Here is a 21,208-nt window from a genome sequence, read left to right as displayed (position 1 = left end):
ACTCATCGGGTCCACAAGGGAAAGTTGTCCAGCACCTGATTGCCCAGCTCTGCCACCTGCCCGGCCAGCAACGGCCCGACAAACACGATCACCAGCAATACCGCTACCAGCTTGACCACTTGCGGCAGTGTCTGGTCCTGAATCTGGGTCAGCGCCTGTAACAGTCCCACACTAAGGCCGACGACAATGGCCACGACCAATGCCGGAGCGGAGAGCAGCAAGACAGTCATCAGCGCCTTGTTCATCAGCGAGAGAAAAACATCCTGGCCCACAGCGTCAGCCTCCGTAGCTCAGGATCAGACCGTGCATCAGTCGTGACCAGCCACTGAGCGCCACAAACAGAAAAATCTTCAACGGAATTGAAATCAAGGTGGGCGAGACCATCGACATGCCCATCGCCATGAGCACATTGGAGACCAACAGATCGACGACCAGAAACGGGATATAGAGCAGAAAACCGATCTCGAAGGCACGGGTCAGTTCAGAGCTGACGAACGCCGGAATCAGCACGACAAGATCGTCATCGCGCAGATCGGCTCGCGCTTCGGGCGACCATATGGTTTCAGTGGCCTGGACGAAAAAACCGCGTTCGCTTTCATTGGCGAACTTCGAAAGGTGCGCCTGTAATGGCGGGCGCAAGGCGCTGCCGAGTTCCTCCAGTTGCTGGACATTCTGCAGGCTCAGATCGCGGCCTTGCACCTCCCGGTACATGTCACCGATCAGCGGCGTGGTCACGTATACCGACAGAATCAGCGCAATGCCGTAAAGCACCAGATTGGGCGGCGTCTGCTGCACGCCCAGCGCATTGCGGATCAGAAACAGCACCACGGATATCTTCATGAATCCTGTCAGCGTCACGACGGCCAGTGGAATCAAACCGATAGTAGCGACGACCAGAATGATTTCGATCAGGTTCGGCTGGTAACCGTTCATGAGGCAGTGAAACCCAGCAGTCGCACACCCAGACCGTCGCCGATACTCACCAACTCGCCACGGCCTATACGGCGGCCATTGACCATCAGGTCCACCTCATCGTGCCTCGAACCGGCCAGCGGCAACAGGCTGCCCGGCGCCATCTCGCGCAGTTGCGCCAGCGTCAGTTCAACGCTGCCCAGTTGGCAGACCAGCGTAAGCGGCAGCTCATCCAGCGAAGTATCCAGATCGGAACCGTCGGTCATTTCACTCATCGAATCGTTCCTGTTGAAAGTGTGGGAAACATAATGGGGACTGACGGTGCGCAGAGGACCCAGCCATTCGAGGGTTTCACCCTGGTGCCTGGCAACCGTCCGGTAGCGCTTGCCCAGTCGCAGCAGCACCTGGGTGTCGGCCAGGGTGTCGAGCATGACCACATCGCCCGGCACCAGACTGTGCAGCTCTGCGGTGGTTAATGGTGCCTGCCCGGCCTCGACACTCAGCGTGAGTACCAATGCATCAAGCGGCTGCGGTCTTGTAACAGCGTTACGGTCGAGCAGCGCGATGACGTGCCGGGCACTGTCAGCATTCAAATGTATTTCCAGCGTCTGTGCCTGCCCCTCATCAGGCCGCACTTCCAACGCGAGCCTGAGTGGATTTTCGAGCGGATGTGCAGGCCACGGGAGCACCTGAACAGGCTCGTCCGATAATGTTTCCAGAGGCTCGATCCAGCTCAGCCAGGCCTGCTCCAGTAACAAGGTGTCGGTCTGGGTATCGACTGACGCACCTGGCAGCCAGCCCAGCCCTGACAGCTCGAAAAGACGCGACGGAACAACAAGTTCGAGGTAGGCCTGTCCGAACCTGATGGCCACCCTCACCGGTCGGCGACACTCGCCACCTGCGCTGGCCAAGCTCACGTGCATGACGCGCTGCCCAAGAACGATCCGCCACGATGCTGTCTGGCGATGCAACAGGTTATGCAAACTCAGCAGATCAGCATCGAACCGGGCAAGTCGGCTTCGGACTGAACCAATGCCTGGAGGCGAAGGCATTGGCTGTACGCACACCGTCATTGCTCGTCTCCAGGTGGGGACCCTTTGACGGGCAGGTCTGCCTGATCGGCCTCATCGCGCTGCTCACTGGCCCGCGCATCGTTGCGCATACGCTGTTCGACGAGGTTCTGCCAGGCTCGGGACTTTTTCAGCTGTTCAAGGTGCGCCTGCCTGAGCCGCTTGCGTGCCTGCTCTTCAGTCTCAAGGTTCAACACCGCATTATCGGCATCGGCCTGCAATGCCTTGCGTTCGTCATGCAGTTGCTTCAAGCGCTCCTGAACGACCTTCCACTCGCTGACCGACAGGCCCTCGCCGAGCTGGCCGACCGCCTGCTCGGCCTCCCGAGCCAGTTGTTCCCGGTGCAGGCGTAACTTTTCCCGTGCCTGATCCAGCTCGGTGTGGCTATCACGGCAGCGCTCCCGTTGAGCGCCAAGATGAGCGGCAGCGCGCTGCTCACGCAACAGACGCAAGGCTTGCAGGCTGTACAGGTCGGCCTTCTTCATCGTTTTTTTCCATAGCAAAGACCCATCGGCGTCGAGTCGTAGAGTGAATCAGGAGCCGAATCGAAAAACGGGCTCATGCCAGCACCTTGCGCAGGCGGGCCAGAGTTTGCGCAAGGCTGTCATGTTCGGAGGGCGGCTGACGCAGAAATGCCTCGATCGGCGAATGGCGGGCAATTGCCTCGTCGGCTATCGGGTCACTGCCAGCCGCGTACTCACCCACCTGAATCAACAGTTCGATTTCCTGACGGCGGGCAATCAACTCACGCAGCCGTGATGCCAGGTGCCTGTGTTCGGCAGTCGCAATGTGGTCCATCAAGCGGCTGCGACTGCGTAAAACATCGATTGCCGGAAAGTGATCGCGCTGCGCCAGTTCGGCGCTCAGCACGATATGGCCATCAAGGATTGAGCGAGTCTCCTCGGCCACCGGGTCCATGGCCGCATCACCTTCGGTCAATACGGTGTAAAGCGCCGTGATGCTGCCCTGCGGGCCAGGGCCGGCGCGCTCCAGCAGGCGCGGCAATGCCGAGAAAAAAGAAGGCGGATAACCGCGCCGGGTCGGCGGCTCCCCCACTGCCAGACCAATTTCGCGCTGGGCACGGGCAAAACGGGTCAGGCTGTCCATCAACAAGAGCACATTGCGCCCCTGATCACGGTGATACTCAGCCAGAGTGGTCGCTACGTAAGCCGCCCTGACCCGCTCGGCGGCGGGCCGGTCAGAGGTGGCAACCACCGCCACGGTACGTGCACGGGCCATGGCGTCGAGTTGCCCTTCAAGCAGTTCGCGTACTTCACGGCCACGCTCGCCGATCAGCCCGATGACGATCACGTCGGCATCGCTATTGCGAACGATACTCGCCAACAAGGAAGACTTACCCACCCCCGGCTCGCCGAAAATACCCATGCGTTGCCCCTGGCCGAGGGTCGACAGGCTGTCGATAGCTCGTATGCCCAATGACAGTGGCTTGACGATTCGCTGGCGGCTGAAGGGCGCCGGAGGTTCTGCATGCAACGGATAATGCTGCATCCCGAGCGTGGCAGTCGGCGCAGGCCCGTCGAGAAACTCGCCCATAGGGCTGATCACACGACCCAGCAAGGCATCGCCAACCTGCACGCCGAGCGCCTGGCCTGTGGCGATGATCTGGGTACGCGTCGAAAGGCCCTCCATCGAGCCGATAGGCGACAGGATCGCGTCATCTTCATCGAAGCCGATAACTTCCGCCGACAGCTCTCGGCCGTTACCCGGATCGCGCAGCACACATAACTCTCCGATGCCTACGCCGGCGACGCTGGCGCGCAGCAACACGCCACGAATACTGCGCAGCGTCCCACGCATGGGCCTGGGCTGGGCGAATTGCAAGCGCAACCCGAGGTTGGGCAGCAGCGTCGTCAGAGCCTCAGTCATCGCGTATCACCTTCTGCCAGCGGCAACAACGCACGGCGCAGATTATCCAGCTGGGCCTCCAGCCCGAGTTCCACGGACCCCGCCGGGCCACCCAACCGCGCCTGCCCTGCTTCGAGCTGGTCATCGCCTTCGATACTCAGCGAATGCAGGGGCAGCGGCGCATGGGCCAGGTGCTGGCGCAGACCTTCGACTTCAGCGCCGGGTACATGCAGAGTCAACGCCTGATCCTGACGAAACGCTGCCAACGCCTGCGCAGCACAACGTAACAGCCGCTCGCGCTCGTCAATCTCTCCCAGTACCTGTCGGGCGATACCCAGTGCCAGTTCAGCCAACGAAGTTTCCAGGCCGGCAAGGTAGCGGTCGACCTCGGCGCTGGTCTGTGCCAGCAATGCAGCGGCCCGTTCGGCGCCCTCCTGTCTGGCATGCTCGAAGCCTTCGGCGCGAGCCTGTTCGAGCCATCGCGCGCTGTTTTCCCGCACGCAACGTGCCTCTTCATGCGCGGCTTCGATGAAGGCAAATCCGTCGATCCAGCGAGCGGCGTCGGCAGCACGCAACACCCGGGAGCCTGGTCGTGTTGGCAGATCACTCATGGCTGCTGATCTCCGTCAGGTGTCGAGCAACGGTTTGCACCACCGTCACCTGTTTCGCATCATCCGGTGCAGCGTGCACAGGTTCAGCCAGACGCAGCCGCAGCCAGGCCTGCAGTTGTGCAGGACAGGACTGTAGCCAGGCGGCCACACAGGCAGCACCATCGCGATCGATGGCCTGGAGCAACTCGGCAGGTGTACGCAATAGATTGGCCGCACCGGCCAGATGCCGATGAGTGAGGGCCAGCGAAAATGTGTCGTTACCCAGCAGACGACGGTACTCGCTGACCACTTCGCCACGAATTTCCCGACTCAGCGTTGCTGCGTGCCAGACCGCACCACACAGGCGTGTCAAACGCGAAAAATCGCTTTCGCTCAGCAGCAGTACAGCCAGATCCTGTTCCGCAGGCAGGTCCAACTGCGCCAGCGGCTGTAGCTTGAAATGTCCGGTCAGCAATTGTTCAAGGCGTGCGGTAAAGCGCGGTGAATCGCGTAACGCTGCAAGTCGGGCAGCATCAATGTCACGTTCAAGGCATTCGGCCAGACAGCGCTCGCGGACAAAGGCCAAGGGACGTTCGGCCAGTGCGTGCCACTGGCTGGTCAGCGCCGTATTCATGACGCTTCACTCAACACGTATGAGCCCTCGCCCCGGCGTCGCTGCCAGAACTGTCGGCCCAGCAGTCCGGCAAGCACCAGCGCAACCAGCAGCAGAGTGCCAAACAACCAGCGTGCCGCTGGCAGGTCATCTTCAAGCATCCACAGGCCCAGGAAACTGCCCAACTGCGGCTGGGCACTGGCCTTGTCGGGAATGACTGCCTTGATCGCCGTGACTGAAACACCGTCGTAGCCCAGCCCGGAGATGCCGTTGGCAACCAGCGTCTTGATCTGCGGGATCAGCACATTGATGTCGGTTCGCGGGTCAAAACGGACCAGCACCGATGCCGAGGACGGCGAAATCACCCGTTTGAGTAAATCATTGTCAGGCAGCACCACATGCACCCGCGCGGACAGAATGCCATCTATCTGCGAAACGGTATGGGACAGCTCCTCACTCAGCGCATACACCATCTGCGCGCGCTCCTGCACTGGCGAGGACACCAGGCCATTGCCTTTGAAAATCTCTCCCATATTGGAAAAGCTCTGCCCTGGCAGGCCTGCGTCGTCCAACGCCGCCATCGCCTGGACAAAGCGCTTTTCGTCGACCATCACCTTGAGCTGACCGTTGTCCTGAACCTTGCGTGACGCCGGGATGCCATCACGCAACAGCACCGCCAGCATGGCGTTGGCCTCACGCTCGCCGAGGTTGGTGTAAAGATCGATATCGCAGGCCTGCAACAGGCTTGCAAGCGTCGCCACTATCAACAGGCGCAAGACACGGCGGCGTTTGGGCATGGTTCATTGACCTTTTAGAAGGGTGTTGGCAGAGCCGGATATCTGGGTTGCCCCGCGTACCACCATCTGGGTTTCGATGGAGTAATCGAACATCCGTCCAAGCGATTGGACGATGCGATCGACCTGCGGCTCACCTACCTTGCCCGGCGCCTGGACAGCGCTGGTGGCTGGGCTCGGAGCATGATTGGCGGACTGCAGCGCATTACCCTGGGTCAGCGCATCGGCCCGCTCTGAGAACTGCCGCGAGCGGTCAATAAAACCATCCAGTCGCTCCATCAGGTTGCTACCGATCTGATGCGGGCTGGCACCCTGCGGCATGCCTTTGGAAGTCTCGGCCATGTGTTCGAAGAGGTTCTGGGAAGCCTGCGGAACCCCGCCTCCTCCCGGCGAAGGCAAGGCAGCCGCCGCCGGTGATGCAGCTGGATTGACGGTCATGGTCGGAACCTATTCAGAGTCGTCGTCAGATTGGGCTTCGTTGAGCATTTCCTGAGCGCGCGGCATGATAATGAACTGCCCGCCAATGGTGACCGCCTGGGTAATCAGGGCATCGTTGAACTCACTGTCGCTGGCAGCCTGCTCGGCATTTTCGACGGCGGCGTTGAAGCGCGATTCCTGACTGGAAACATTGATGTCTACATTGCTGTCTACGGCGTTGATGGACATGGGTAGTGCTCCTTCTTCGGTTTACTGACGGTCGGTAGCGACTTGAGTGACGACACCGCCACGAAACACCCGCACGCCGCGTTCACGCACTACAGGCGCGACCTCGGCGGCAGGTTGACGATCCACATGGTGCTGAATCTGCGCCAGCCAGGCTGGCGGCCCTGAAACAAAAAGGCTGTCGCTATCGGGGCTGACGCGGCTGGACATCGGCTGGCCGGACACTTCCAGCCGCGCCATATAACGCTGCAACTCTTCAAGCCGCGGCCCTTGCAGGTCGAACACACGGGTGGTGACCTCATCGGCACCGGCGATGTGCAGTACGTTGCCGTCGAAGTACCAGCTCAGTTGATTCGCATCGCACAAGCGGGTGAGAAACTCACCGGCATCCTCGCCACGTACCGTGCCTCGTGCGTTGCCCCGGACCTTCTCGGAAAACACCACGATCAGGCCAAGGTGTTGACCGAACTCAGTCAGCGCACCGCGAATATCCTGGTCGACCAGCACGTAGGCGTAAGGCTCTGAGAACCAGTCGGGCTGACGTTCCGAGGCGGCCTTAAGCACGCCGGATAACAGGCACAGCAGGATCAGCATCAGCAATTTTGAAACTGGCGGGTCAGCCCTGAAGTGCTTCATGGCGCCCTCCGTGACAATGCGACGGCCGCTGGCAGACAGGCTTCAGAAAACGGTCGCTATTCAGCGCAGGGGCTATAAAATGGCGCTCGCCCTCAAAGGCTGTCGACGGCTGATACGCCTCGCCCCGCCCCCTTTCACAAGAGCCTTGCCCATGCCACCTCGTTCCGTCCCCACGTTGTTGTTGCTCGGCTGCCTGAGTCTGGCGGCGTGTTCGACTCAGCCCAAATCCGACGCCAGCTACGAGCGCTTCATGCAACTGGCCGCCGACCTGGAGAAACGCGGCGACTCGACGACGGCAGCGTCGTTCTACCAGCGCGCCACGCAGCAGCCCGAAGCGGGTGTCGAGGCGTGGCGCAAACTCGGTGCAGCCCTGCTCGTCAGCAACGACACGCGTGGCGCAGAGCGCGCTTATCAGCGGGCGCTTGAGCTGAAAGCCGACGACCCGGATGCGCTGCTGGGCCTGGGTACTGCGCAGTTGCGTCAGGGTAAGCTGGAACGCGCCATCACTGCGCTGACCCAGGCCGCCGACGCGTTGCAGCAGCCACAGGCCTGGAACCGTCTGGGCATCGCGCACATTCTGAGTGGCCAGGCCGACGCTGCTCAAAGCGCCTTCGGCACCAGCCTGCGACTGGCCCCGAACGACCTCGACACCCGATGCAATCTGGCCTTGGCATACGCCTTGGGCGATGACGACCAGAAGGCCCTGGAGACCATCCGCAGCGTCAGCCAGTCGCCCCTTGCGCAACCGCGGCATCAACGCAACCAGCTGCTGGTCATGGTCCTGGCCGGAAAAGAGAAAGATCTCAAAAACATGACCTTCGACGATATCACCAAGGCCGAACGCGGCAAGCTGATCGCCGAAGCCCGGCGTGTCAAGGCCATACCGGACCGCGCCGAGCAGGCTCGTGAACTGGGGCTGATTGACGCTAACTGAGGTCATCGGGCCTCCTGCGTGTCAGTACTGGCCTGTTGCTCTGCCTGACGCCGACGCAGCTCTTCGCGGTCATACCCGTCGATGTAAACCTGCGCGGCGCGCCCGACCGGTGCAGCCATGACAGGCCCGGTGTCACGGCCGTGCATGACATCTGCGCGCTGCTCGACCATTTGCAGCAGAATCAGGTTGCTGGCACAGCCCGGCGGCAACAATGGCTGAAAATCCTCACCTACACCGATCTCGTCCTGTGCAGCCGGTTGCACACAGGCCTGGGGCACCAGCTCCACACGGCCATCGGCACGGGTGATCGCTGCATAATCCGGTGAATAGCTCACTGGGTCGAGGTGGGTCTTGCAGCCTGCCAGCAGACACAAAAGCATCAGAACCGGCGGGCGTGACATAGCGCAGATGAGGTTCATGGCCATTCCCTTTCAGTTCATGTAAAAGCCGAATGCGCCACCACTGCGCGGACCTGCCGACGCGGTGCTGGCGGCGCGCTGTTTGTCCAGCGGCGTCGCCACCACGCGATCCTTGACCGGCTCGACCAGATACGGAGTGATCAGAATCACCAGTTCGGTTTCGTTGCGCTGAAAGCGCTTGGAGCGGAACAGATTGCCCAGAATCGGCATGTCGCCCAGCATCGGCACTTTGTCCATGTCCTGGCTGCTTTCACGCTGGAACAGCCCGGCAATGGCAAACGTCTGACCACTGCCGACTTCCACACGAGTGTCGGCACGCCGTACCCGAAACGACGGCACCTGATAGCCGTTAACGTCCAGTGTGGTGGTACTCATCAGGCTGCTGACCTCGGGACGCACCTGCAACGCAATGCGCCCGTTGGGCAGCAGCGTCGGGCTGAACAGCAACGACACGCCGTAAGGCTTGTATTCGATACCGACGACTTCACGGTTGACCGGCACCGGCACCGCCACTTCACCGCCAGCCAGAAAGCTCGCAGTCTGCCCGGTCATGGCGGTAATGTTCGGCTCGGCCAGAACTTCGAGCACTCCGTTGCTTTGCAGCGCCTCCAGCATCGCGTCGATGTTGACATTGCCCGACGCAAGCCCGGCGCTGATTACGTTCGATGCGCCGCCCGCTGCATCGGCGGCCAAAGCGCCCCCCGTCAGCAAGCCGAATGAAAAAGTGCCGTTATTGAACAAGGCATTCCAGTTCACGCCATAGCGCAACAGTTCGGAGCGCGAGACTTCGGCGAAACGCACGCGGATATTCACCTGCGCCGACCCTGCGTAAGTGGCACTGTTTACCGTCGACTGAAAGTTCTGCCCCTCGGTGCTCAGCAAGGCATTAAGATCGGTTGCTTCACCGACATCCTGCACGGAGCCACTGGCAATCACCCGGCTGCCGGAGGCATTGATCCGCGCCTGACTCTGCGGGTGCAACGCCTTGAGCGGGCGTGTCACAGCAGCAGTGCCGCTGCTTACCGCCAGACTCAACGCAGCGGTCTCCCGGCCCTCGCTGTCCAGGGCAATCAGACTGGTCTGCCCTGCGGCCTTGCCGAACACGTAGATCACGCCGGGTGACACCACCTGCAAGTCGGCAATACCCGGCTCGGCCACCATCACCGAGTCCACGGGGGCTGAAAAATGCAGAACGCGGCCTTCACCGATGGCCAGATCGACTGTGCCTTTGGCTCCTTTGGCAATGTTTTCGGCAAACGAACCTGTGCCCATGAGCAACGCGCCCACACCCACGAGAAACATCCGGATTACGCTTACTGAGGTCATGAGGCAGTCGCCAGAGGAGTGACAGCACCGGCCCTGGATGCCGGGCGTGCAAGGACATCGGTCAGGCTGACAGTGCCGACCGCTTGAAGGTTGTATTCACTGGCCAGTTCACGAAAGGACAGAACCGCCAGTTGCAGCTCGCCGCGCACGATGAGACGGCGCATACACCGACGCAGCTCCGAATGTACAAGCAATACCGTCAAATCATGTTCCGGCAGCATGTCGCACAGGCGACGCAGCTGTACCAGTACGGTCCGGCCGATGTCATCGGGCAGCGAATCACGGCTCTTTTCCTGGCGAGCCAGCGTGGCGCGCAGTTGTTCTTCAAGCGCAGGTGCCAGTACAAAGGCGCTGATCACCCGGTTGCGATCGGCATACTGATGACTGATCTGCCGCGCAAGTCCTGCGCGCAGATGCTCGGTCAGTCTGCCCGCGTCAGATTCAATACTGCCCCACTCCACCATCGACTCCAGCAGGCCGCGACGATTGCGTATCGATACCCCTTCAGAGACCAGCAAACGCAAGGCCTCTGCGATACGCTGCAGCGGCAGAATGCGCAGCACTTCCTTGATCAGCTCACCGTACTTACCCTCAAGCTGTTCCAGCATCAGGCGGGTTTCCTGAATACCCAGAAAGTCGGCGGCATAACGGCGCAACGTACGGTCCAGTACTTCGCGCAACACTTCATCGGCGAACAGAAAACCAATACCGGCATCCTGCAAACGTTCCGCATGCTCGCGCCCTGCCCAGCGGCCGGGACGGGAACCGATCGGCGAAGGCGCCTCAAAGGTTTCGACAGAAACCAGTTGTGCATGCACCGGATCGTCCTGCAGCAAAAGCGCCATGCCGCTGAATTCGCCCTCACTGACGGGTACACCTTCAAGCTCGACCTGGAAACGATCGGCTGGCAGGCTGCGGTCCAGATAAACCTCGGGCAGCGGCACCTCGACACCCAGATTGATACGAATGTCGTGACACAACGCTTCGATACGCTGACGCAGGGGCTGCAACGGGGCGGCCTCGGCCAATCCGGTTCCGATACTCAGCAGCACCTGGCTGTCGCGTGGCCGCTCGGCGCTTTCCAAGGCATCTTCCGCGGCATCGTTCGAAGCCCCGGAAGCTCCAGAGGATGCCCCGGGCTCGGCCATCGTTTCATGCTCTTGCAGCTCGTCCTTGACCAGTGACCGGGCGGCACGACGATCCCGGCGCCAGAGCACAAACGCGCTGCCGCCCAGCACGGCGGCCAGACCGACAAACACCAGCAACGGAAACCCCGGCAGCATGCCTACGCCCAGCAGGATCAGCGCAGTCAGACCCAGCGCACGATGGCTGGCGCTCAGTTGCCTGACAATCTCGGTGCCCAGGTCACGCTCTTCGCCGTCGCTGTTGACGCGGGTCACCACGGTCCCTGCGGCTACGGAAATCAACAGTGCCGGGATCTGCGCAATGAGCCCGTCACCGACGGTCAGTAACGAATAGACATGCGCGGCTTCGGCGAACGGCATACCGCGCTGGACCATGCCGATCATCATGCCGCCCAGCAGGTTGACGAACAAAATCACCAACCCGGCAATGGCATCACCCTTGACGAACTTCATGGCGCCGTCCATAGCTCCGAACATCTGGCTTTCACGCTCCAGGCGTGAACGACGACGTCTGGCCTCGAACTGGTCGATGTCACCGTTGCGCAAGTCGTTATCAATGCTCATCTGCTTGCCGGGCATCGCATCCAGGGTAAAACGCGCAGCGACTTCAGCGACCCGCTCAGCACCCTTGGTAATGACCACGAACTGGGCAACCGTAATGATCAGAAATACGACCAGACCCACAACGACCTGACCGGCAATCACGAAATCACCGAACGCCTTGACGATATGACCAGCATTGCCGTCCAGCAGAATCAGGCGAGTGGTGGTGATCGAGAGCGACAAACGAAACAGCGTGCTGAGCAGGATCAGCGGCGGCAGCGCGGAAAACTCCACCGAGTGGTTGATGTAGAACGCGACGATGAGAATCAGCAGGCTCAGGGCGATGTTGACTCCGATCAGCGCGTCCACCAAATAGGTCGGCATCGGAATGATCATCATCGCGATAGCCATCAGCATGAACGCAACGATGATCACATCGGTGCGTTTAGACGCAGTTACCGCCAGGCGATTCAGAGCATTCATGAGGGTCATTGCGCAGCCCTCCGGGCTTCCAGGTAGCGTCTGAAGCATTGCCGCGCGTCGTCCTTGCGGCCGGCCTTCCACAACGCGCGGCTACGCAACAGAAGCAGCGCGGCGCTCTCGCCTTGCTGCTCGACCAGCCTGTCCAGTGCCGCAATGGCCCGGTCGGTGTCTCCGCTGTCGGTGAACGCCAGCACCAGGCTGTGCAGCAGCGCGCTGTTCGTCGGTGCCAGCTGTATCGCAATCAGCAACATCACCAGTGCACGTTGTGGCTGGCCACTGCGCCGGTACAGATCACCCATACCGTGGAGCAACTCTATGCATTCGCGATCCTGACTGATGCTCATGACTGCACCTCGGCGCGTTGCTGTTCCAATAGCAGCCGCATGTCGATCTCTTCACGAATCACGTCTTCGGCGAGTTCGCGGATCTCCGGTTCGGCGTCCAGTGCCGGTAACACTTCGTCCAGCACATAGCGCAGTACTTGTAGCGAACGCGCTGTGCCAAAAAGCTGCGCATTGACACCAGAAGCCTGCCCGGTCTGCTCCAGCTCGCCGCGCAACGACCGACGAACCTTGCGCTCGCGCTGATCAAGCAGCGCTTCGAAACGGGTTCCCTGACGCGGCTGCGCCGGAGCAACACGCTCGACAGCGGGCAAAGAGTCGGCTGAAGGCGGCGCTACGGGCCGCAGATCGACTTTCATAAGGTGAAGGCAAACCGTTCATCACCGCGTACAAGACGGACCTGATTGCCCTCAATACTCTCCAGCCTCCAGTTGTCTGGTAACAGTGCGCCGGGGTAGACACGCTTGCCATGCTCATCGATCACGTAGGGATTGCGACCGAACCACACCGCCTGAAAACGCACGCGAGGTGCCGCAAGCGCCGTGCTTGCCTGCACGTTGGGCGTCAAGACAATATGCTGGCCAAACCGAGTGTCAAAGGCCTGTTGAATCTGCAGCCAACTGCTTTTTTGGGCAGCGGGAAAAGCGCCCTCAACATTGAGCTGCCCGCCCCGTTCCTCAACCCGCAATTGCGTGAGCCTGGCGTCCTGTAGCGCACCCTCAAGCCAGCTTCGGGCCTGGCTAAGTGTAGGGGCGTTCTTGCCGGGCACTGACGAACCAGGGACGGAATCTGCAATGGAGTGCCGGACCGACTCGGCAGGTGCACGAAAGGCAAATGCAGTGGCACATGTCACCAGCAACAAAAGTGCAGCCAGTGCTGGCCATTTAAGCAGCGCCAGGCGGCGGGACACAGCGGGGATGGGTCGGGCACTTCGTGTGCTGCGCAAGCACAGCCTGCTCTGTCCGACCAGCAACTCGACAGGCAAGGAGATGCGCTGACCATGGCCGACGTTGACAACCCGACGTTGGCCAAGGCTGTCGAAAACCGTCACATCGTCGCCCAAGGCTTCTATTGCGACGTGTTCGACGGAGAATCGCAGACGAACATGTTGCTCGGCCACATCAGCATCGCCCAGCACAAGGTCGGCCGGAACAGCACTGCCAATCACATAGACAGGATTGTCCAGGAGCAGCGAAACGCCCTGATGCAAACCATGAAGAATTTCGAGCCGGGCTACGCCGCTTTCCTGCACAGCAGCGTCGGGCGTTCCGCTCAATGAGATCAAGGCTGTCATGATCGAGTCACCACCGTGTGATCTACCGGAAACGGCATGTCAAAGCCGGGCAAAACTGTCGATCGGAAGAATTTCGATGCGCAGTGAATGCAGGCAGCTGTAGCGCTGCCTGCATGACAACGTCAGTTCTGTGGACGTTGCTTGGTAGCATCCAGCTCTGCTTTCTTGGCAGTGGAGATTTCAGTGATCTTGGCCGATTTCTCGATAGCCATATCAAAGGTCGCCGACATTTTATCGATTGCTGCGTCTGAATTGCCGGAGCTTACGGGTGGAGTCGAACTCATGTTGTTTCTCCTTGCTTCGAGTAGGGATCTATCTGCTGATTAACAACCGGCTCAAGAGCAGGTCAATGTGCCATTACACAACACGGTGCAGAGACACTAAGCTAATTGCCGCGCTGCCAATTAATAGTAATCAGCGAAACTTGTTCGATGCTGTGAAACGTTGTGAAATCAGATTTCACAACGAATTAATACCGTAAATCCAAGGTGATATCAAAGTGATATTTATTTCTGGTTTATTTCTGGTGATATTAATTTTTTATGTACCACGAGACGGGGCTCCAACGTTTACGGGGTGTTCGCCAGAGCCGTTATTATTTATCGACGCGTGTGAATTGTTGTGAAAAGAGATTAGCGATCCGCCACTTCACTTGTCGGAATGATAGTGTCGGCCCATAAGCCCTGTTCTTTTGATTTGAAAACGAGACGCCGTTCAAACTATTCACACGAATAAAGAGTTCGTCATTGAACACAGGGTTTCGTTCGCCTCGCGGCACTCAATTATTGAGTCGCCTGCTCCACGTCCAGCGGTTAACAACAGGAGTTATATGCTATGTCGACGTCCACGATCAGCCCGGCGCCTGGCCCTCTTCCGCCCCCCGCACCGGGCGCGAATGCCCGAACGCGATTCAACCAGGTGCTGCAGACCAGCAACCGCAATGGCGGCCAATACCGGCCAGCGGGCGCAGACGAAAAGGCACCTGCGCTGGGCAGTTACGCATCGATAGAAAAGCCCGGCACTGTGGCGGCTGACACAGTGCGCTACATCACCCAGGAAGGCGATCAGGTACTGGTAAGCAAATCCACCAGCCCGGAGCTCTATCGTCAGGTCGTCGAAGACCAACCCCGAGTGGCAGGCTTCAGGGCCAGTGTGGCTGCTGGCTACTCCCCAGCGAAGGCTGATGCTGCCGCGCCAGCGACGCTGAGCGGCTATGCCCGTATCGGAGCACCGGACGAAATGGGGCCGGGGCTGATTCGCTATGAAGCCGCCGATGGCAGCAAGGTCATCGTTTCGCAGCAACAGAACCCGGAACTCTTCAAACAGGTGGCATCGGAGTTCAAATCGCTATCCGGCGTAGGCAGCAGTCAGCGCGAAGGCTACAGGGTGGCAGGCGCGGACGAAAAGCCGCCGGAAAACATTGCAGGCTTTGCAGTGGTCGGCCCGGTGGATGAAGTCGGGCCGGGCGTGATGCGTTATGTCGACCGTGACGGCAATAAAATTGTCGTGGCCAAGAGCGACAATCCTGAGCTGTACAGCGCGGCCAAAGACGCTTTCAATACCCTGACCGGGCTGAACACGAGCGAAGCGCAAGGTTATCGCAGGGCGGGTGACACCGAAGTATGGCCACCCGTATTCGGCACCACCGTCGGCCCGTTGAATGAGGTCGGCCCGGACACTATCCGTTATGAGCACAACGGAGAGAAGGTCGTGGTCACCCGTGACGACAATCCGAAGTTGTTCGATTATCTGGCAGCGCTGCAAACCATAGTGTCGGACCCGCAAAAAAGAGCTGCGATGGAAACAGCAGTCAACGAAGGGCAGATTCTTGCTGACCGCAACACCCCCATTCCCAGCTTGAACGACATTACACAGTTCACTTGGGTGTCTGGCCAGGAAGGAAGCCAGATCAGCTATCAGAATCAGAGCGGTGAGCGGATTGTCGTCACTGAAGCATTGACCCCTGAACTATTCGACAAAGTAACCACCCTCCATGACGCCTGGAACAAGATCAACAGCAGCCGGGAAGAAGGTTACACGTTGGCAGAGCCTCATGACTTTTTGAAGAATCAGGACATAACCATCGGTTCACCGGACGAATTAGGCGCGGGTCTGATTCGTTTCGAGAACGGCGATGGCAAGTTCATCGTCTCCAAGGATTCCAGCCCGCAGTTGTACGATGACGTGGTGGAAAAATGGAATGAGCTGGGCACCGGCAATATCGGTGAAACCCGCAGTCGGCATAACTTGCCGCCCGTGGCCGAGCTGGATCTGATGGGGCAGAAAACCGGCGTGAAAGCCGACAAGGATGACGAGAATTCCGAAGAGCTGAACGTCGGCGAACTGGCGACCAAGGAACTGCTCGACCAATACCGCGACGGTGTGAACAAAGGGGATATTGCCAAGGATGACCCTCGCGCAAAACTGGTCAGGGCAATCGAGGCGCAGGCTGCTTATGACAACGGTCGCGGCCTGACCGGTTATGAAGAGGCCAAAGGCGCTTTCGGCGGCACCTGGCGCGAATTCGACAGCAAACAGACCCAACTCAGTTCGGCCGACATGCACGACATCATTGATGGCGGCAAGCTGCAAGAACAACTGACCACACTGTTCTCTGATCCTACCGTGCAGCAGGACTACCAGAGCAAGATGACCGATGCACTGGGCAAAGTGCCCAACAAGGACGAAATCAAGCAGAAGCTGCTCGACCTCACCGCCAATCCCGATTACGTACTTTACCTCAAGGACCTGAAAAAGCAGGGCCTTGGCCAAGAGGCGCAGAAAGACCTGAGCGACACCTTGTCCTCACTTGCGCTGGTCGATCCAGAAGGCGCCAGCAAGGCGGCACAGTCTATTCAGGCCGACGGTTTGACCAGCGATCTCAACGATCTGGTCGCCGATCCGTCGAAGATCAGCGACGAGAATAACGCCCTCGCCACCAAGGACCTGTTCGGCCTGCTCAAGGCAGAGCTCAAGGGCTTTCTGGTCGATATGCCGCGCTTCCTGCAGCCCACCTTCGAAAAATTCCTTCAGGAAGGTGTCGTGGGCAACGCCAAGCCCGCAGACATCGCAAAGGCGCTCAAGGAGGTCGGTGATGCCTATCAGAAAAACGGCAAGGTCAGCGAGGCAGACATCAAGACAGCCCTTTCCAAACCCTACATACCGGTCGCTGATCGCGGCAAACTGGGCGAAATCTTCAATACGCTCAATAGCAAAGGCGTCATGGGCTCCGTTGCAGCAGGCGTGTCGCTGTTCTCGGCGATTTATCAACTGGTCGGTAACGGCGGCAAGCTAGGCGAGACACCGATTCAGCGCTTGGGCATTGCCAAGGACTTTCTGAGCTTTGCCGGCGGTGCCAGCCATTTTGTACGTCTGGCTGATCAGGTTGGCGACCTGATGGGCAAAGGCGGCCTGGTGGACATGCTGGGGCTGGACAAGACGTTACCGGAGATCTGGGGCAAGGAAAGCTTTGGCAAGGCCAAGGAAGTCAGGGTCAGCGGCATTTCCGCAAGCAACCTGAGCGAGATCCGCACCGCACTGGATGCGACTGATGAATATCGGCTCAATTCGACGCTGGGCGACATGGCTGGCGGTGCAGAAGCGGAACGCCAGGCCATGGGCGGCATCACCCAGCGGCTGGATGACGCCGTGCAGGCTTCAGGGGCCAAGCTGCCCTCTGGAACTGCCAATAAAATCGCAGGCTCGGTCGTCAAAGTGCTGGGGCCTGCAACGGATCTGGCTGGTGGTTTTGCCGATATCGTACTGGGTGCATTCACCATCAAGGACGGCGTGAAGTCAGGTGACAAGCTCGCTCAGGCCGCAGGCGGCCTGCAGATTGCCGGCGGTGCCTTCGGCGCGTCAGCCGGCGTACTGGGAACCGCGGCGCTGGTGGGTGCAGGCGGCGCGGCGGCCACCGCGCTGGCCGGGCCATTCTTCCTCGTCGGCGTTGTGATTGCTGTCGTTGGCGGGATCATTGGCTATTTCGTCGACCATAACAAAAAGCAGAAAGCATCCGAAAAGGAAAACGACTGGTATCGCGATCTGGCGGCAGACGGTTTGCTGCAGTCCGACTGGGGCGACAAGGTCGAATATGCACACTACTCGATCCACCACTATCGCGAACGCGAAGCGCCTGAAGACGACAGCCTGTTCCGCTTCCAGAGTGCCGAGTGGAAGCATTTCGACGAAACGCCGCAGGAAGGCGGCTCTTCCACCAACCGCCTTGATGACACGTTACACGTGGAATACGGCGAGCCACACAAATCGCCGGATCAACAGAAGCGTGACGAATTGAGAGAAGCACCGCGCTGGAGCGGCTCGAAGGTCTGAGCCATTCATGCATGTTCGACAAGCCGCCGTTCAGGCGGCTTTTCGGTTGATCAGGGAGCGCCAAACAGCATGGTCCAGTACACACCGTAATCGGCGTTGGTAGCCGTCGCATAGGCCGCGCCGACCTCGGTAAACATCGGGTTCATCAGGTTGGCGCAATGTCCCGGGCTGGCCAGCCAGCTGGCCATTGCCTTGCTGACGGTGCTCTGCCCTGCTGCGATGTTTTCACCGATCTGCCGTCCGCCGTAACCTGCCGCACGGGCGCGATCTGCCGGTGAGTCGTTATCAAAGCCGCGATGCGTGAAGTAATTCTCGCTGGCCATCGACTGGCTGTGCCCCTGTGCAGCCATTTCCAGGGTCGTGTTCCAGCTCAACGGTCTGGCCGAAGGAAACGGCTGCTTGCCACACATGCGCGGCTTGGCTCGCGCGGCATTGACCTGCGCCAGAAGTATGCGGCCAGCCGAGCGTGCATCTTCCAGGCTTTCGTCGATCAACGGTTTCGCCAATACCACACGCCAGTCGCCACGCTCGCGAGTGATACCGATGTCGGCGTATTGCGGGTCAAGCAAAGCGCCGCAATAGCGTTTTTCGAGCATGCCGAACGCCTCACCAGCGCTCTGCGCACCCGCAAGTCGTATGGTCCGGACGGTGACCGCCTGGTAACCGGATGCCTTGAGCGCATCACGTGAACTGCCAGCGAAATTGATCGGCAACGCTACGCTGGTGTTGAGCGTCAGCGCCCTGGAGATTTTTGTCATCCGTGCTTCGCAGCGCTGAGGTTGCCCCCGAAAATCGTTAATGGCCTGGACCAGTTGTCGCTCGTCACTGGCACTGGCATGGCTGGCGTACATGGGCAGCAGAGGCACGAGGTACACGCACATGCGCCAGAAATAACGGTGCGATTCAGGCATGAACACAGACTCGAAAAGGAAAAGGCACGCCATGAATTTCAAGGCCCGAATAGGACCCTGAAAAAGCCTCTTGGTTCATGCTGCATGTTCAGGTGCAGTGGTTATTCAAATGCCTGTTCCGGCAAAAAGCACCGCTGATCCGGGCCTCTCGCGATCACGTTGAATTTACCCGGACCATCACGATCTTCCTTACAGACCTCCTGTAACTGCCGAGAAAGGATTCTTTCACCATGGCCACTCCTCCCGAAACTCCGTCGCTGCGCCGGGCAATCACGGCACCGATGCTGACACTGTTCATCCTCGGTGACGTGCTGGGTGCTGGCGTCTATGCATTGGCAGGCACCATCGCCGGACGTGTCGGCGGAGCCATCTGGGCACCCCTGCTGATTGCCCTGTGCTTCGCCTTGCTGACCGCTGCATCCTACGCGGAACTGGTGACTAAATACCCTCGTGCGGGCGGTGCGGCGGTGTACGCCGAAAAAGCCTTTGGCAAGCCACTGCTGTCGTTTCTGGTCGGCTTTTCCATGGTGGCGGCAGGTGTCACCAGTGCTGCCGGGCTGGCGGTCGCGTTTGCCGGCGACTACTTCCAGGCGTTGGTAAGCTGGCCCGCACAGTGGGTATGTGTGGGCTTTCTGGTGATTGTCGCGCTGTTGAATGCGCGTGGCATCAAGGAGTCGTTGTCGGCCAATCTGGTAATGACCCTGATTGAGCTGAGCGGGCTGGCAATGGTGATTGCGGCCGCAGTCTGGTTTGTCAGTCAGGGCAATGGTGTGCCGCAACGTGTATTCGAACTGGACACTACCTCACCCGCCACCGCGATTCTTGCCGCATCGCTACTGGCATTTTATTCATTTGTGGGCTTTGAAACGTCTGCCAACCTGGCCGAAGAGATCAAGGATGTGCGCAGGGTTTATCCACGGGCGCTATTCGGTGCACTGCTCATTGCAGGCGTGGTTTACATGCTGGTCGGCGTGGGCGCGGCCATGGTGCTGCCCGTCGAACAGTTGAAAGCTTCGCAGGCCCCGCTGATGGATGTCGTCAGTGCTTCAGGGTTGGGGATACCTGCCCCATGGTTCGCGGTGATCGCGCTGATTGCAGTTGCCAATGGCGCACTGCTGACCATGATCATGGCCAGCAGACTGACCTTCGGGATGGCTCGTGAAGGACTGTTGCCCGCGGTGATGGGTTCGGTTCTGCCTCAACGGCGCACACCCGGCGTGGCCATTTTCGCAACCACAGTGGTTGCCATCGCGCTGTCCTTTACCAGCACCCTCACCACGCTCGCTGAAACCGTGGTGTTATTGCTGCTGTTCGTGTTTCTCAGCGTCAATATCGCGGTTCTGGTGCTCAAGCGTGACAAGGTCGAAGCCGGCCATTTTCAGGTTCACTGGGTCATTCCGGTATTGGCGATTCTTTCCTGCCTGCTTTTGCTGACCCAGCAAGGCCCTGAAACCTGGTTGCGTGCCGGCATGATGCTCGCTGTCGGAGCCGCGCTTTATGGACTGACCCGATTAGGCAGTTCAGTGCTGGTTTCACACCCGCGCTGAACGGCATTTGTGATGCATGCCACGCGCGTGAGTCAGGCTTTACTTCAGTGTGTAACGACGATGTCTGAAATCGGATTGCGCCACCGCTCTTCGATTCTTGCATCGTCTGCTCGATAGCCAAGAGCGATAACCAGCGGTATGACGGCACCACGTGGCAGCTGGAGAAGTTTGGCAACTTTCGCGCCTGAAAATCCTTCCATCGGGCACGTATCGATGCCCTTCGCGGCTGCGCCAAGCATGATGGTTTGAGCTGCGAAGATGGCATTGCGTGCCGCCCATTGCCGACCGCCGATATGGCCGATGGGGAGTAGCGAGAGGGTCGGTCGGATCAGCGCTGCAAGCGCAACAATCGGCGACCACAAGACAGAAGATCCCACTCCGAGAACCTTCTGAAACATACCTATCTGTTTGCGGTAGTAGGCCTTCGAATCTGTTCCCAACACAGACGAACCTTCAACGTGGTCAAGTTGTGCGTTGGCTGTACGCAGCCCCAGCGCAGGACTCGCCACGATCACGATGAGCTCGGCCGCTGATGCTGCAGCTTTCTGGCCGTTGCAAGCGACCGCCAAATTCGCTTTGAGCCCAGGATCGCGGACCCAGTGCAGTTGATAAGGCTGCATGTTCCCGCTGGAGGGGGCATAGGCTGCTTCTGCAAGCAGCAACTGAATGTCGCCAGGGACAATGGGGTTCGAGTTGAATTTGCGTATGGCCCGGCGAAAGCGATTGGCTGCCTGAAAGCCATCCCAGGGAAGTAAATATTCCTGTGTGTTCATGGTCATGAGTTCTCGATTC

23 protein-coding genes are annotated in these 21,208 nt (G+C 59.6%); 3 read left to right on the top strand and 20 right to left on the bottom strand.

What is annotated here, in order from left to right:
- Window positions 1–2: 2 nt before the first annotated feature.
- The 11 genes from RYA97_RS03000 to RYA97_RS02950 all read right to left on the bottom strand — a co-directional run bounded on the left by RYA97_RS03000 (window position 3) and on the right by RYA97_RS02950 (window position 7,144).
- Window positions 3–272 carry an EscS/YscS/HrcS family type III secretion system export apparatus protein gene (locus RYA97_RS03000; RefSeq protein WP_004665006.1) on the bottom strand — a complete coding sequence of 90 codons (270 nt, stop codon included), beginning with the start codon at window positions 270–272 and terminating at the stop codon, window positions 3–5.
- Window positions 273–276: 4 nt separating this feature from the next.
- Window positions 277–933 carry a type III secretion system export apparatus subunit SctR gene (gene sctR, locus RYA97_RS02995; protein WP_004658168.1) on the bottom strand — a complete coding sequence of 219 codons (657 nt, stop codon included), beginning with the start codon at window positions 931–933 and terminating at the stop codon, window positions 277–279.
- The gene (gene sctQ, locus RYA97_RS02990) at window positions 930–1,985 is read right to left on the bottom strand and encodes a type III secretion system cytoplasmic ring protein SctQ (protein WP_057404004.1); all 1,056 of its coding nucleotides are present in this window, start codon (window positions 1,983–1,985) and stop codon (window positions 930–932) included. Before sctQ ends, sctR begins: the two co-directional genes overlap by 4 nt.
- Window positions 1,982–2,467, bottom strand: coding sequence for a hypothetical protein (locus tag RYA97_RS02985; RefSeq protein WP_057404005.1), 486 nt, complete (start codon window positions 2,465–2,467; stop codon window positions 1,982–1,984). Before RYA97_RS02985 ends, sctQ begins: the two co-directional genes overlap by 4 nt.
- Before the next feature lie 73 nt (window positions 2,468–2,540).
- Window positions 2,541–3,869 (bottom strand): FliI/YscN family ATPase, encoded by a 1,329-nt coding sequence (locus RYA97_RS02980; RefSeq protein WP_117139933.1) that lies wholly within the window; start codon window positions 3,867–3,869, stop codon window positions 2,541–2,543.
- Window positions 3,866–4,459, bottom strand: a complete 594-nt coding sequence (locus RYA97_RS02975) for a FliH/SctL family protein (RefSeq protein ID WP_005743515.1) — start codon at window positions 4,457–4,459, stop codon at window positions 3,866–3,868. The genes RYA97_RS02980 and RYA97_RS02975 overlap by 4 nt, the downstream gene beginning before the upstream one ends.
- Window positions 4,452–5,072: a type III secretion protein gene (locus RYA97_RS02970; protein ID WP_117139934.1), complete on the bottom strand. Its 621-nt coding sequence runs from the start codon at window positions 5,070–5,072 to the stop codon at window positions 4,452–4,454. Before RYA97_RS02970 ends, RYA97_RS02975 begins: the two co-directional genes overlap by 8 nt.
- The gene (gene sctJ, locus RYA97_RS02965; RefSeq protein ID WP_005733361.1) at window positions 5,069–5,848 is read right to left on the bottom strand and encodes a type III secretion system inner membrane ring lipoprotein SctJ; all 780 of its coding nucleotides are present in this window, start codon (window positions 5,846–5,848) and stop codon (window positions 5,069–5,071) included. Before sctJ ends, RYA97_RS02970 begins: the two co-directional genes overlap by 4 nt.
- A gap of 3 nt (window positions 5,849–5,851) precedes the next feature.
- Window positions 5,852–6,283 (bottom strand): hypothetical protein, encoded by a 432-nt coding sequence (locus tag RYA97_RS02960; protein WP_002553573.1) that lies wholly within the window; start codon window positions 6,281–6,283, stop codon window positions 5,852–5,854.
- 9 nt (window positions 6,284–6,292) lie between these two features.
- Window positions 6,293–6,511, bottom strand: coding sequence for a hypothetical protein (locus tag RYA97_RS02955; RefSeq protein WP_002553572.1), 219 nt, complete (start codon window positions 6,509–6,511; stop codon window positions 6,293–6,295).
- A 21-nt stretch (window positions 6,512–6,532) separates the two neighbouring features.
- Window positions 6,533–7,144 carry a hypothetical protein gene (locus RYA97_RS02950; RefSeq protein WP_057404009.1) on the bottom strand — a complete coding sequence of 204 codons (612 nt, stop codon included), beginning with the start codon at window positions 7,142–7,144 and terminating at the stop codon, window positions 6,533–6,535.
- A gap of 151 nt (window positions 7,145–7,295) precedes the next feature.
- Here RYA97_RS02950 and RYA97_RS02945 point away from each other — a divergent pair, with 151 nt between their 5' ends.
- Window positions 7,296–8,078 carry a tetratricopeptide repeat protein gene (locus tag RYA97_RS02945; RefSeq protein WP_016982090.1) on the top strand — a complete coding sequence of 261 codons (783 nt, stop codon included), beginning with the start codon at window positions 7,296–7,298 and terminating at the stop codon, window positions 8,076–8,078.
- A gap of 2 nt (window positions 8,079–8,080) precedes the next feature.
- On the opposite strand, the gene RYA97_RS02940 is transcribed toward RYA97_RS02945, so the two are convergent.
- From RYA97_RS02940 to RYA97_RS02910, 7 genes are all read right to left on the bottom strand, one after another.
- Complete coding sequence (locus RYA97_RS02940) at window positions 8,081–8,497, bottom strand: hypothetical protein (RefSeq protein WP_057404018.1); 417 nt, start codon at window positions 8,495–8,497, stop codon at window positions 8,081–8,083.
- Between the two features lie 12 nt (window positions 8,498–8,509).
- Window positions 8,510–9,823 carry a type II and III secretion system protein family protein gene (locus tag RYA97_RS02935; RefSeq protein ID WP_057404010.1) on the bottom strand — a complete coding sequence of 438 codons (1,314 nt, stop codon included), beginning with the start codon at window positions 9,821–9,823 and terminating at the stop codon, window positions 8,510–8,512.
- Window positions 9,820–12,003 carry a type III secretion system export apparatus subunit SctV gene (gene sctV / locus RYA97_RS02930; protein WP_016982093.1) on the bottom strand — a complete coding sequence of 728 codons (2,184 nt, stop codon included), beginning with the start codon at window positions 12,001–12,003 and terminating at the stop codon, window positions 9,820–9,822. The genes RYA97_RS02935 and sctV overlap by 4 nt, the downstream gene beginning before the upstream one ends.
- Entirely contained in the window at window positions 12,000–12,338 is a 339-nt protein-coding gene (locus RYA97_RS02925) for a tetratricopeptide repeat protein (RefSeq protein WP_002553567.1), read from the bottom strand. Before RYA97_RS02925 ends, sctV begins: the two co-directional genes overlap by 4 nt.
- Complete coding sequence (locus tag RYA97_RS02920; RefSeq protein ID WP_004660832.1) at window positions 12,335–12,694, bottom strand: hypothetical protein; 360 nt, start codon at window positions 12,692–12,694, stop codon at window positions 12,335–12,337. Before RYA97_RS02920 ends, RYA97_RS02925 begins: the two co-directional genes overlap by 4 nt.
- Window positions 12,691–13,629, bottom strand: coding sequence for an FHA domain-containing protein (locus tag RYA97_RS02915; protein WP_029241021.1), 939 nt, complete (start codon window positions 13,627–13,629; stop codon window positions 12,691–12,693). The genes RYA97_RS02920 and RYA97_RS02915 overlap by 4 nt, the downstream gene beginning before the upstream one ends.
- Window positions 13,630–13,751: 122 nt before the next feature.
- Complete coding sequence (locus RYA97_RS02910) at window positions 13,752–13,913, bottom strand: hypothetical protein (protein ID WP_004660836.1); 162 nt, start codon at window positions 13,911–13,913, stop codon at window positions 13,752–13,754.
- A gap of 550 nt (window positions 13,914–14,463) precedes the next feature.
- Between RYA97_RS02910 and RYA97_RS02905 the strand changes: the two genes are divergently transcribed.
- Window positions 14,464–17,958 (top strand): hypothetical protein, encoded by a 3,495-nt coding sequence (locus RYA97_RS02905; RefSeq protein WP_316891847.1) that lies wholly within the window; start codon window positions 14,464–14,466, stop codon window positions 17,956–17,958.
- A gap of 50 nt (window positions 17,959–18,008) precedes the next feature.
- Here RYA97_RS02905 and RYA97_RS02900 read toward each other — a convergent pair whose 3' ends face one another.
- Window positions 18,009–18,869, bottom strand: a complete 861-nt coding sequence (locus RYA97_RS02900) for a CAP domain-containing protein (RefSeq protein ID WP_394342688.1) — start codon at window positions 18,867–18,869, stop codon at window positions 18,009–18,011.
- Window positions 18,870–19,099: 230 nt separating this feature from the next.
- Here RYA97_RS02900 and RYA97_RS02895 point away from each other — a divergent pair, with 230 nt between their 5' ends.
- Complete coding sequence (locus RYA97_RS02895) at window positions 19,100–20,416, top strand: APC family permease (RefSeq protein WP_117139937.1); 1,317 nt, start codon at window positions 19,100–19,102, stop codon at window positions 20,414–20,416.
- A 44-nt stretch (window positions 20,417–20,460) separates the two neighbouring features.
- On the opposite strand, the gene RYA97_RS02890 is transcribed toward RYA97_RS02895, so the two are convergent.
- On the bottom strand, window positions 20,461–21,195 hold the full coding sequence (locus RYA97_RS02890) for a nitroreductase family protein (protein WP_005744110.1): 735 nt from the start codon (window positions 21,193–21,195) through the stop codon (window positions 20,461–20,463).
- Window positions 21,196–21,208: the final 13 nt, after the last annotated feature.

The sequence above is a fragment of the Pseudomonas syringae group sp. 26L6 genome (assembly GCF_032587815.1).
In the GTDB taxonomy this organism is placed as follows: Bacteria; Pseudomonadota; Gammaproteobacteria; order Pseudomonadales; family Pseudomonadaceae; genus Aquipseudomonas; species Aquipseudomonas amygdali.
Note: the sequence above shows the minus strand (reverse complement) of the source record. Positions and strands in the feature narration are given on the sequence as shown.

What these genes read in the sequence shown, in the direction of transcription:
- sctR (WP_004658168.1), bottom strand. Translation starts at nt 933, where the DNA reads ATGAACGGTTACCAGCCGAACCTGATCGAAATCATTCTGGTCGTCGCT.
- sctQ (WP_057404004.1), bottom strand. Translation starts at nt 1,985, where the DNA reads ATGACGGTGTGCGTACAGCCAATGCCTTCGCCTCCAGGCATTGGTTCA.
- RYA97_RS02985 (WP_057404005.1), bottom strand. Translation starts at nt 2,467, where the DNA reads ATGAAGAAGGCCGACCTGTACAGCCTGCAAGCCTTGCGTCTGTTGCGT.
- RYA97_RS02980 (WP_117139933.1), bottom strand. Translation starts at nt 3,869, where the DNA reads ATGACTGAGGCTCTGACGACGCTGCTGCCCAACCTCGGGTTGCGCTTG.
- RYA97_RS02975 (WP_005743515.1), bottom strand. Translation starts at nt 4,459, where the DNA reads ATGAGTGATCTGCCAACACGACCAGGCTCCCGGGTGTTGCGTGCTGCC.
- RYA97_RS02970 (WP_117139934.1), bottom strand. Translation starts at nt 5,072, where the DNA reads ATGAATACGGCGCTGACCAGCCAGTGGCACGCACTGGCCGAACGTCCC.
- sctJ (WP_005733361.1), bottom strand. Translation starts at nt 5,848, where the DNA reads ATGCCCAAACGCCGCCGTGTCTTGCGCCTGTTGATAGTGGCGACGCTT.
- RYA97_RS02960 (WP_002553573.1), bottom strand. Translation starts at nt 6,283, where the DNA reads ATGACCGTCAATCCAGCTGCATCACCGGCGGCGGCTGCCTTGCCTTCG.
- RYA97_RS02955 (WP_002553572.1), bottom strand. Translation starts at nt 6,511, where the DNA reads ATGTCCATCAACGCCGTAGACAGCAATGTAGACATCAATGTTTCCAGT.
- RYA97_RS02950 (WP_057404009.1), bottom strand. Translation starts at nt 7,144, where the DNA reads ATGAAGCACTTCAGGGCTGACCCGCCAGTTTCAAAATTGCTGATGCTG.
- RYA97_RS02945 (WP_016982090.1), top strand. Translation starts at nt 7,296, where the DNA reads ATGCCACCTCGTTCCGTCCCCACGTTGTTGTTGCTCGGCTGCCTGAGT.
- RYA97_RS02940 (WP_057404018.1), bottom strand. Translation starts at nt 8,497, where the DNA reads ATGAACCTCATCTGCGCTATGTCACGCCCGCCGGTTCTGATGCTTTTG.
- RYA97_RS02935 (WP_057404010.1), bottom strand. Translation starts at nt 9,823, where the DNA reads ATGACCTCAGTAAGCGTAATCCGGATGTTTCTCGTGGGTGTGGGCGCG.
- sctV (WP_016982093.1), bottom strand. Translation starts at nt 12,003, where the DNA reads ATGACCCTCATGAATGCTCTGAATCGCCTGGCGGTAACTGCGTCTAAA.
- RYA97_RS02925 (WP_002553567.1), bottom strand. Translation starts at nt 12,338, where the DNA reads ATGAGCATCAGTCAGGATCGCGAATGCATAGAGTTGCTCCACGGTATG.
- RYA97_RS02920 (WP_004660832.1), bottom strand. Translation starts at nt 12,694, where the DNA reads ATGAAAGTCGATCTGCGGCCCGTAGCGCCGCCTTCAGCCGACTCTTTG.
- RYA97_RS02915 (WP_029241021.1), bottom strand. Translation starts at nt 13,629, where the DNA reads ATGACAGCCTTGATCTCATTGAGCGGAACGCCCGACGCTGCTGTGCAG.
- RYA97_RS02910 (WP_004660836.1), bottom strand. Translation starts at nt 13,913, where the DNA reads ATGAGTTCGACTCCACCCGTAAGCTCCGGCAATTCAGACGCAGCAATC.
- RYA97_RS02905 (WP_316891847.1), top strand. Translation starts at nt 14,464, where the DNA reads ATGTCGACGTCCACGATCAGCCCGGCGCCTGGCCCTCTTCCGCCCCCC.
- RYA97_RS02900 (WP_394342688.1), bottom strand. Translation starts at nt 18,869, where the DNA reads ATGCCTGAATCGCACCGTTATTTCTGGCGCATGTGCGTGTACCTCGTG.
- RYA97_RS02895 (WP_117139937.1), top strand. Translation starts at nt 19,100, where the DNA reads ATGGCCACTCCTCCCGAAACTCCGTCGCTGCGCCGGGCAATCACGGCA.
- RYA97_RS02890 (WP_005744110.1), bottom strand. Translation starts at nt 21,195, where the DNA reads ATGACCATGAACACACAGGAATATTTACTTCCCTGGGATGGCTTTCAG.